Below are 10,017 nucleotides of genomic sequence, written 5' to 3'. Positions count from 1 at the left end.
CGTTGAGACCATTGGGCCGGGTCTGCATCAGCTTGGGATTCTGCGCAGCCATGCCGAGCAACTGATTGCGCGCGGCCATGAGCGCCTCGTGGCCAATGCCGCCGTTGTCCTGCAGATAGAAGTCGAAGCCGGTGGCGTTACCGAGTTCCATTACGGCAGGCGGCACGACAGCGAAAATGACCGCATCCTTAACGTGAGATAGGTAACCCATAGCTCGGCCGGCGATGGCTCCAGCGCTATCTTTGTCATTAGGCCGCTCTTCCCAAGACTTGAGCTGAATGAAACCCAGACCTGAGCTTTGACCACGTCCGGCGAAATTGAAGCCATTGACGGTGAACATGGCCTTGATGCCTGGTTCATTCTTCATCATCTGCTCGCGCATGGTATCGAGGACCTTCTGCGTCCGCTCGGCACTGGAGCCTGGCGGCGTGGTGACCTGGGCGAAGATCACACCCTGATCCTCTTCCGGCAGGAAGGACGAGGGAATGCGCGTGAACAAGAACGCCATGCCGGCCACGATGACCACATAGACCAGCAGGAACGGGATCTTGTGGCGGATCACCGCGGCGACGCTGCGCTCGTAACGGTGCTGGCCACTCTCGAACTTGCGGTTGAACCAGCCGAAGAAGCCGCGCTTCTCGTGGTGCCCCTGCTTGACCGGCTTGAGGATGCTGGCGCACAGCGCGGGCGTGAAGACCAGGGCCACCAGCACCGAGAGCACCATCGAGGAGACGATGGTGATGGAGAACTGGCGATAGATCACCCCGGTGGAGCCACCAAAGAAGGCCATGGGCACGAACACCGCCGACAGCACCAAAGCGATACCCACCAGGGCGCCCTGGATCTGACCCATGGACTTACGGGTCGCTTCCTTGGGCGAGAGCCCCTCCTCGGCCATCACCCGCTCGACGTTTTCCACCACCACGATGGCGTCGTCCACCAGCAAGCCGATGGCCAGCACCATGCCGAACATGGTCAGGATGTTGATAGTGAACCCGGCGGCTAGCAGCACGGCGAAGGTGCCCAAGAGCACCACGGGCACGGCGATGGTGGGAATCAGGGTGGCCCGGAAGTTCTGCAGGAACAGGAACATCACCAGGAACACCAGCAGGATCGCCTCGCCCAGGGTCTTGACCACCTCGTGAATGGACGCGGTCACCACCGGAGTGGTGTCGTAAGGATAAATTACTTCCATGCCCTGAGGCAGGAAGGGCTTGAGGTGATCGATAGTGGCACGTACCGCCTTGGCGGTATCCAGGGCGTTGGCCCCCGTGGCCAGACGCAAGGCCATGCCTGAGGCAGGCTTACCGTCAAACTGCGCGAAAGTAGAATAGTTCTCCCCCCCCAGTTCTACCCGCGCCACGTCACGCAACCGAACCTGGGCACCGCTCTGATCCACCTTAAGGAATATCTTGCCGAATTCCTCCACGCTGGTCAGGCGGGTCTTGCCGATGATGGTGGCGTTGAGCTGCTGCCCCGGCACCGCCGGCAGGCCGCCGAGCTGACCGGAAGCGATCTGCACGTTCTGGCTCTGGATGGCGCTGCTGACGTCGATCGGTGTGAGCTGGTACTTCAGCAGCTTCTGCGGATCCAGCCAGATACGCATGGCGTACTGGGCACCGAACACCTGGAAGTCACCCACACCGCTGGTCCGCGCGATGGGGTCTTGTAGATTCGAAACAATATAGTTAGATAGATCCTCCGCATTTGCGGATCCATCTTTAGATACAAGACCGACGATCATCATGAAGTTGCGCTGGTACTTGGCGACACGCATGCCCTGTTGCTGCACTTCCTGTGGCAGCAAGGGCGTCGCCAGCTGTAGCTTGTTCTGCACCTGGACCTGGGCGATGTCGGAGTTGGTGCCCTGGTTGAAGGTCACGATGATGGTCATGCTGCCGTCGGAGTCGGACTCCGAGGAGATGTACCTGAGGTTGTCGATCCCGTTCATCTGCTGCTCGATGACCTGGACCACGGTGTCCTGCACCGTCTGCGCCGAGGCGCCAGGATAGGTCACCTGGATCGAAACCGCCGGAGCGGCGATGTTCGGGTACTGGTTGATCGGCAGATTGACGATCGCCAGGATGCCGGCGAGCATCATCACCAGGGCGATTACCCAGGCGAAGATGGGCCGGTCGATGAAGAACTTTGACATCGGGCGCTCCCTTTATTGGCCCTGACCAGCCGGCTGCTGCTCGGCGGAGGCGACGTTGCCGGCAGGCTTGGCAGTGACACTGGCGCCGGGTTTGACCTTCTGCAGGCCTTCGGTGATGACCTTGTCACCCGCCTTGATGCCTTTGGATACCAACCAGTCGGCACCCAAGGCCCGCTCGGTCACCAACTCGCGCAGCTCGACCTTGCCTTCCCCATTCACCACCATGGCGGTGGGCTTGCCCTTCTGATCACGCGTCACCCCTTGCTGAGGTACCAGGATGGCATTCTGGCGCACTCCCGATTGCAACTGGGCACGCACGAACATGCCGGGTAGCAGCAGCTTATCGGGGTTGGGGAATTCGGCGCGGATGGTCACCGAGCCGGTGCCCTGGTCCACCGAAACCTCGGCGAACTTGAGCTTGCCGGGACGACTGTAGGCACTGCCGTCTTCCAGCATCAGCTTGACCTCGGCGGCGTTCTCGCCCTGCACCTTCTGCAGCTGACCGCTGTCCAGCTCGCGGCGCAGGCGCAGCAGATCGGTGGCGGACTGGGTCACGTCGACATAGATGGGATCGAGCTGGGTGATGCTGGTCAGGGCGGTGGTCTGGTCGGCGGTGACCAGGGCGCCTTCGGTCATCATCGAGCGACCGATGCGGCCGGAGATGGGCGCGGCGACCTTGGTGTAGGCCAGGTTGATCTCGGCGTTGCGCAGGGCGGCCCTGGCCGATTCCACCTGGGCTTCGTTCTGCCGCTGCATGGACAGGGCGTCATCGGCTTCCTGCTTGCTGATCGCCTGTTCCTTGACCAGGGCGCCATAGCGCTGGGCCTTGAGCCGGTTCGACGCCAGGGTCGCCTGGGCCTGGGCCAGCGAGGCCTTGGCGGAATTGACGTTGGCTTCGTAGGTCCGCGGATCGATCTGATACAACTGCTGGCCGGCCTTCACGTCGGCACCTTCGGTGAAGGAGCGCTTGAGCAGGATGCCGCTCACCTGGGGCCGCACCTCGGCGATACGGAAGGCGGAGGTACGCCCGGGCAGTTCGTCGGTCAGGGTCACGGTGCGGGGTTCCACCGTCACCACCCCGACTTCCGCAGGCTTCTGCTGTTGTTGCTGCTGGTCCTTGTTGTCCTGCTTGCCGCAGGCCCCCAGGGCCAGGGCCACGGCCAGCAGAGCGGGGGCGAAAAAGGCATGCGCCGGCTTGATCTGCATATCAAAAGTCCTTAGACGCTAGAGGGATTACCATCGCCGGTCGTGGATACACGACTTAGGCACTAGACCGTAGGAAGCATTGGCGAAGCAGCCAAACTTATGACCTTGCGGGCACAATTGCACACTCCCAAACGCCAAGCGTCGTTATTTTCTATTGATGCTGTACGACTTCCTGCACAAGCGGATGGTAGAATTTTATAAAGCTCATCTCAGTATTAGCATAGATACTAAAGAGTGTTTTCATACCAAGGAGTAAAACTACAACTCCGCCACCCCTAAAAAGTGAAACGATCCATGCGAAGCTGGCCATTAACAACCTGACCTATGCGAACTTGCTTAGATGTAACTCTGCGAAACGCAATTTATACCCTTCATGCAAAGCCATAATTAACGTTGCAAAAATTTCCCGACCATACCTTCCAACTCCTGATACCGCGTCCAGATACCGCATCCAGATACCCCCTTGAACGACCATATGCTGAAAATCCTAATCACTCGCTTAACCAATATGCACCACATAGCTTGCGAATCGAGCACTAACCGAGGATTCAGGCAAGAAGACGTTCTCATCCCCAAAAGCGCACGCATGGTCCCGCTCAGGATATGCAGGTACTTTCTTAAGCGTCATTCAGCAAAGCCAGTAACGCAGACTCTTCCTCGGATAAAGGACCGCGGGAAGGATGGACATTGTTTATGGATGCTCGACACTGTTTTCGCATTTCGGCAAGTGCGAGAATTTCCATGCCGGTTGGGCATGCATGATCGTTCATTATGGCTCAATCACATAACTCACAGACAACTCGTAGAGTAGCACGCGAAAGAATGGCGAGCTGCTCGGTATTATTATCAAAAGCTGTGTTGTCTACGGCCGGCATGTTAGGAAATTTGCCGTTCATGACATTCTCCGCGCAGGTAGCGCTGTCAGAAAGCTAATCAATACGCATTGATCATCGCCGCGACGTCACCGCACCTAAAACCTTTGCACGCTGCCGTATTGAGCTCTTGGTGCGAGCCAAATAGATAATAACAAGATCCAAAACCCTTCGGTTTCCGTAGTCAAGACGAATGTAGTAGTCCTCTTCACTGCTGAACGGCAATACCTTGCCCTTCCCGAATCCCCAGACGTCTGCAGCGAGCCCTACCAGCAGCTCCAGTAAGTCCAAGCTCAACGGCACAAAATATCGCACCTTATGACCGAATAGTTTTCTTTCAGGAACGTATCATCGTCAGCAGCCCATGAGCATACTCTGGTTTGGCTCACCTGCTTATACCACCTGCCACGCCTACCCTTCAACCTCCAAATGCTCTATCTCAGGTGTTTCCTGAGTCAGATATTCTCATCAGAAAGGTAGGAAGCACCCGTTATTCCTAGCTAGTAGCCGTCCGACGAAGACGTACACAATCTGGAAAAGTCATGACTCAGACAGCTCATGCTCAAACTAAACTATTGCGATTTTCATATTTGACAATATCAATCAGGCCTTATCCAAATAATGTTTTCACACAATTTTATTTAATCTAATTAAGCACACAGGATTGACATCAATTCATCCACACACTTAAAACCAAAATCTCTATAGCCATCCCTAGACACATAATCAGAAACAAAACAGCATAATCAAAATTAAAAAATATTACTCTTGAATTTTAATAAAATAACACTTAATTTTTGCAATCCTGCTGAACCAAGGCACCAATTCAAATTTTATATACATTATCTAACGAACTATAAATTCGCCTCAGAACACTTAATGGCAACGCTTCCGCATCCTTTAATGCCGACATATAATATCGAGCGCGGCGCCAGCCCGATTCAAGAACGTCAATACTTTCAGCATCTTTCATCTGATGAACATAGTGCTCCAATGTTGCGTTGATTTTTTTCCCAATCAACGGTGACCCACAAAACTCAGCAACCAAATCCTGCATTGCACTTACCCCTCCAGTTCTTTGTTAGCGCTTGAGATCTCTTTCTTACCGTTTTCCTCTATCGCCTGACGAGCCAAGACCCGTTCTATAATCTCGTTACTATTACTTCGCTCTTGGGGCCAACGACGCGGTGGCCGAAGAAGCGCTGCCAACAGGCTTACTGCACCCCCTACCATTGCCCATCCTGGATAGCCACAGGTCAAACTGACCACACTAGTTCCAGCTCCCATGAAAATAACAGCTTCATAACGCTTCACATTGCCCCCACATATTTCTACCTGAACGCTATCCCTGAATAGCTCTTGATGCCATACAAGGTACAAATTATCTCAGCAACCAAGAGAACCCTCAACTTAATCAACTTAAGTAAAGCATGAGACTGATCACCTGCCGGATGTCGTCTCATCCCACTGTAATTCAGCTGCAGATAGCCTACAATAAAAAGAGCCACCACGAACTATTACACCAATAATCTTTACCGCAAAATTAGAAAATTCTTTCGGAAGAAAGTCAGTACGTAGTCCACGGACAGACATCTTCCGCATGGAACTCGACCTGAATTGTTTTACTATTAAATCCCAGATAGGCAGACTGGTTGTCGACGATCAGAGAGGATAGGCAAATCTCCTCACAAGAGAAGCAAGGAGTTCAATGTCGCAATATCCAGGATTGGAGTTTCTGTCATCTCTACAGAATTCTCCTCCGCCGTCGACATTTCCTGCAGTTTATGGATAAAGCGTTCAACCTTGACTTGATTGCCCTCGACGATAGATCGCTCATCGGTCGTGAGCGGCACCTCTTCCAGGTATCGACGGATCGAGGCTTTGCTTTCCAAGTCTTTCCCCTTCGCGCTGGCTTTAGGCAGATTAAAGTCGCAGCCGATGCACGCCATTCGATGCGCGCATGTGCTCCAGAAGGGGTTGGTACGGAACGAGTTCCCTAGGCTCTGTACGAAAAATCCGAGCGAGTAGAATTGGCACCATGAGGGGCTGGAGGGCCGCATGGCAAAGCGTTACGAACTCCCGGATGAAGCGTGGGAGCTGATTGCAGATGTTGTTTCGCCTGAGCAGAAGAGGGGGCGGCCACGCAGTGATGACCGGCTGATGCTCAATGGCATCTTCTGGATCCTGTGTTCAGGTGCTGCCTGGCGCGACCTGCCAGAGCGGTTCGGCCCCTGGTCGACGGTGTATCAGCGGTTTCGTGACTGGCGAGATGACGGCACCTTTGATCGAGTTCTCGAGCGCCTACCGTTGAGACCATTGGGCCGGGTCTGCATCAGCTTGGGATTCTGCGCAGCCATGCCGAGCAACTGATTGCGCGCGGCCATGAGCGCCTCGTGGCCAATGCCGCCGTTGTCCTGCAGATAGAAGTCGAAACCAGTGGCGTTACCCAGCTCCAGTACCGCGGGCGGTACCACCACGAAGACGATGGCATCCCGGATCTGCGAGAGATAGCCCATGGCGCGTCCGGCAACCGCACCGGCGGCGTCATGGGCATCAGGCCGCTGATCCCAGGGTTTCAACTGGATGAACGCCAAGCCCGAACTCTGACCGCGACCTGCGAAGTTGAAGCCGTTGACGGTGAACATCGAACCTACGGCTGGCTCGTTCTTCATCATCTGCTCGCGCATGGAATCGAGCACCTGCTGGGTGCGCTCGGCGGACGACCCGGGCGGTGTCGTGACCTGGCCGAACAGGATGCCCTGGTCCTCTTCGGGCAGGAAGGACGACGGAATGCGCGTGAACAGGAAAGCCATGCCGGCGACGATGACCACATAGACCAGCAGGAACGGGATCTTGTGGCGGATCACCGCGGCGACGCTACGCTCGTAACGGTGCTGGCCACTCTCGAACTTGCGGTTGAACCAGCCGAAGAAACCGCGCTTCTCGTGGTGCCCCTGCTTGACCGGCTTGAGCATGCTGGCGCACAGCGCGGGCGTGAAGACCAGAGCCACCAGCACCGACAACGCCATGGAAGTGACGATGGTGATGGAAAACTGGCGATAGATCACCCCGGTGGAGCCACCGAAGAAGGCCATGGGCACGAACACCGCCGACAGCACCAGAGCGATACCCACCAGGGCGCCCTGGATCTGCTCCATCGACTTACGGGTCGCTTCCTTGGGCGAGAGCCCCTCCTCGGCCATCACCCGCTCGACGTTTTCCACCACCACGATGGCATCGTCCACCAGCAGGCCGATGGCCAGCACCATGCCGAACATGGTCAGGATGTTGATGGTGAAACCGGCGGCCAGCAGCACCGCGAAGGTACCCAGCAGGACTACCGGTACGGCCATGGTCGGAATCAGGGTGGCCCGGAAGTTCTGCAGGAACAGGAACATCACCAGGAACACCAGCAGGATCGCCTCACCCAGGGTCTTGACCACCTCGTGAATGGACGCGGTCACTACCGGCGTAGTGTCATAGGGATAGACCACGTCCATGCCTTCGGGCATGAACGGTTTGAGGCGGTCGATAGTGGCGCGGACCGCCTTGGCGGTGTCCAGGGCATTGGCCCCGGTGGCCAGACGCAGGGCCATACCCGAAGCCGGCTTGCCGTTGAACTGGGCATCGATGGACGAGTTCTCGCCACCCAGTTCGATCCGCGCGACGTCACGCAACCGAACCTGGGCACCGCTCTGATCCACCTTGAGGAAGATCTTGCCGAATTCCTCGGCCGAGGTCAGGCGGGTCTTGCCGATGATGGTGGCGTTGAGCTGCTGGCCCTTGACCGCCGGCAGGCCACCGAGCTGACCCGAGGCGATCTGCACGTTCTGGCTGCTGACCGCATTGCTGACATCGACCGGGGTCAGCTGATACTTGAACAGCTTGTCCGGATCCAGCCAGATACGCATGGCGTACTGCGAACCGAATACCTGGAAGTCGCCGACACCGCTGGTCCGCGCAATGGGATCCTGCATGTTGGAGACGATGTAGTTGGACAGGTCGTCCTTGGTCAGGGAGCCGTCCTTGGAGACCAGGCCCACCACCATCATGAAGTTGCGCTGGTACTTGGCGACGCGGATACCCTGTTGCTGCACTTCCTGCGGCAGCAAGGGCGTCGCCAGTTGCAGCTTGTTCTGCACCTGGACCTGCGCGATGTCCGAGTTGGTACCCTGATTGAAGGTCACGATGATGGTCATGCTGCCGTCGGAGTTGGACTCCGAGGAGATGTACCTGAGGTTGTCGATCCCGTTCATCTGTTGCTCGATGACCTGGACCACGGTGTCCTGCACCGTCTGCGCCGAGGCGCCAGGATAGGTCACCTGGATCGAAACCGCCGGAGCGGCGATGTTCGGGTACTGGTTGATCGGCAGATTGACGATCGCCAGGATGCCGGCGAGCATCATCACCAGGGCGATTACCCAGGCGAAGATGGGCCGGTCGATGAAGAACTTTGACATCGGGCGCTCCCTTTATTGGCCCTGACCAGCCGGCTGCTGCTCGGCGGAGGCGACGTTGCCGGCAGGCTTGGCAGTGACACTGGCGCCGGGTTTGACCTTCTGCAGGCCTTCGGTGATGACCTTGTCACCCGCCTTGATGCCTTTGGATACCAACCAGTCGGCACCCAAGGCCCGCTCGGTCACCAACTCGCGCAGCTCGACCTTGCCTTCCCCATTCACCACCATGGCGGTGGGCTTGCCCTTCTGATCACGTGTCACCCCTTGCTGAGGTACCAGGATGGCATTCTGGCGCACTCCCGATTGCAACTGGGCACGCACGAACATGCCGGGCAGCAGCAGCTTGTCGGGGTTGGGGAATTCGGCGCGGATGGTCACCGAGCCGGTGCCCTGGTCCACCGAAACTTCGGCGAACTTGAGCTTGCCGGGACGGCTGTAGGCGCTGCCGTCTTCCAGCATCAGCTTGACCTCGGCGGCGTTCTCGCCTTGCACCCGCTGCAGTTGGCCGCTATCCAGTTCGCGGCGCAGGCGCAGCAGGTCGGTGGCGGACTGGGTCACGTCGACATAGATGGGATCGAGCTGGGTGATGCTGGTCAGGGCGGTGGTCTGGTCGGCGGTGACCAGGGCGCCTTCGGTCATCATCGAGCGACCGATGCGGCCGGAGATGGGCGCGGCGACCTTGGTGTAGGCCAGGTTGATCTCGGCGTTGCGCAGGGCGGCCCTGGCCGATTCCACCTGGGCTTCGTTCTGCCGCTGCATGGACAGGGCGTCATCGGCTTCCTGCTTGCTGATCGCCTGCTCCTTGACCAGGGCGCCATAGCGCTGCGCCTTGAGCCGGTTGGAAGCCAGGGTCGCCTGGGCCTGGGCCAGGGAGGCCTTGGCGGAATTGACGTTGGCTTCGTAGGTGCGCGGATCGATCTGATAGAGCTGTTGGCCGGCCTTGACGTCGGCCCCTTCGGTGAAACTGCGCTTGAGCAGGATGCCGCTCACCTGCGGCCGAACCTCGGCGATGCGGAAGGCGGACGTGCGCCCGGGCAGCTCGTCGGTCAGGGTCACGGTGCGCGGCTCGATGGTCACCACGCCGACTTCCGGAGGTTTCTGTTGCTGCTGTTGCTGCTGGTCCTTGCTGTCCTGCTTGCCGCAGGCACCCAGTGCCAAGGCGAGGGCGAGCAGGGCGGGAGCGAAGAAGGCATGCGCCGGCTTGATCTGCATATCTGAAGTCCTTGAAAGCGGGGGAATGAGCATGCGCAGCGCGCCTTGTATGGATCCGCACCGGCTCGAACGTGGAATTATTATCGGACCAATATACTTACGTTCAGGACTGTTT

At 57.6% G+C, this 10,017-nt stretch carries 5 protein-coding genes and 2 pseudogenes; 1 reads left to right on the top strand and 6 read right to left on the bottom strand.

Annotation, left to right across the window (positions count from 1 at the left end):
• The 4 genes from AR540_RS13985 to AR540_RS25870 all read right to left on the bottom strand — a co-directional run.
• Nucleotides 1–2,155: efflux RND transporter permease subunit (locus AR540_RS13985; protein WP_059229818.1), on the bottom strand; the 2,155-nt coding region annotated here is incomplete at its 3' end.
• Nucleotides 2,156–2,167: 12 nt separating this feature from the next.
• Nucleotides 2,168–3,361 carry an efflux RND transporter periplasmic adaptor subunit gene (locus AR540_RS13980; RefSeq protein ID WP_059229817.1) on the bottom strand — a complete coding sequence of 398 codons (1,194 nt, stop codon included), beginning with the start codon at nucleotides 3,359–3,361 and terminating at the stop codon, nucleotides 2,168–2,170.
• A gap of 1,698 nt (nucleotides 3,362–5,059) precedes the next feature.
• Complete coding sequence (locus AR540_RS25420; RefSeq protein ID WP_153014245.1) at nucleotides 5,060–5,290, bottom strand: hypothetical protein; 231 nt, start codon at nucleotides 5,288–5,290, stop codon at nucleotides 5,060–5,062.
• Between the two features lie 628 nt (nucleotides 5,291–5,918).
• Nucleotides 5,919–6,125 (bottom strand): hypothetical protein, encoded by a 207-nt coding sequence (locus AR540_RS25870; RefSeq protein WP_201786119.1) that lies wholly within the window; start codon nucleotides 6,123–6,125, stop codon nucleotides 5,919–5,921.
• Between the two features lie 166 nt (nucleotides 6,126–6,291).
• Between AR540_RS25870 and AR540_RS24885 the strand changes: the two are divergent.
• A pseudogene (locus AR540_RS24885) lies at nucleotides 6,292–6,546 on the top strand (transposase); the annotation flags it as partial.
• On the opposite strand, the pseudogene AR540_RS13970 reads toward AR540_RS24885, so the two are convergent.
• Nucleotides 6,540–8,693, bottom strand: a pseudogene (locus AR540_RS13970) (efflux RND transporter permease subunit); the annotation flags it as partial. The pseudogenes AR540_RS24885 and AR540_RS13970 overlap by 7 nt on opposite strands.
• 12 nt (nucleotides 8,694–8,705) lie before the next feature.
• Nucleotides 8,706–9,902 carry an efflux RND transporter periplasmic adaptor subunit gene (locus AR540_RS13965; protein WP_059229816.1) on the bottom strand — a complete coding sequence of 399 codons (1,197 nt, stop codon included), beginning with the start codon at nucleotides 9,900–9,902 and terminating at the stop codon, nucleotides 8,706–8,708.
• Between the last annotated feature and the right edge of the window lie 115 nt (nucleotides 9,903–10,017).

The sequence above is a fragment of the Pseudomonas sp. EpS/L25 genome, from assembly GCF_001512295.1.
In the GTDB taxonomy this organism is placed as follows: domain Bacteria; phylum Pseudomonadota; class Gammaproteobacteria; order Pseudomonadales; family Pseudomonadaceae; genus Chryseomonas.
The sequence above is the reverse complement of the archived record's forward strand: the minus strand, read 5'-3'. Positions and strand labels throughout refer to the sequence as shown.

Coding starts and splice junctions, on each gene's coding strand:
- AR540_RS13980 (WP_059229817.1), bottom strand. CDS start 3,361: ATGCAGATCAAGCCGGCGCATGCCTTTTTCGCCCCCGCTCTGCTGGCC.
- AR540_RS25420 (WP_153014245.1), bottom strand. CDS start 5,290: ATGCAGGATTTGGTTGCTGAGTTTTGTGGGTCACCGTTGATTGGGAAA.
- AR540_RS13965 (WP_059229816.1), bottom strand. CDS start 9,902: ATGCAGATCAAGCCGGCGCATGCCTTCTTCGCTCCCGCCCTGCTCGCC.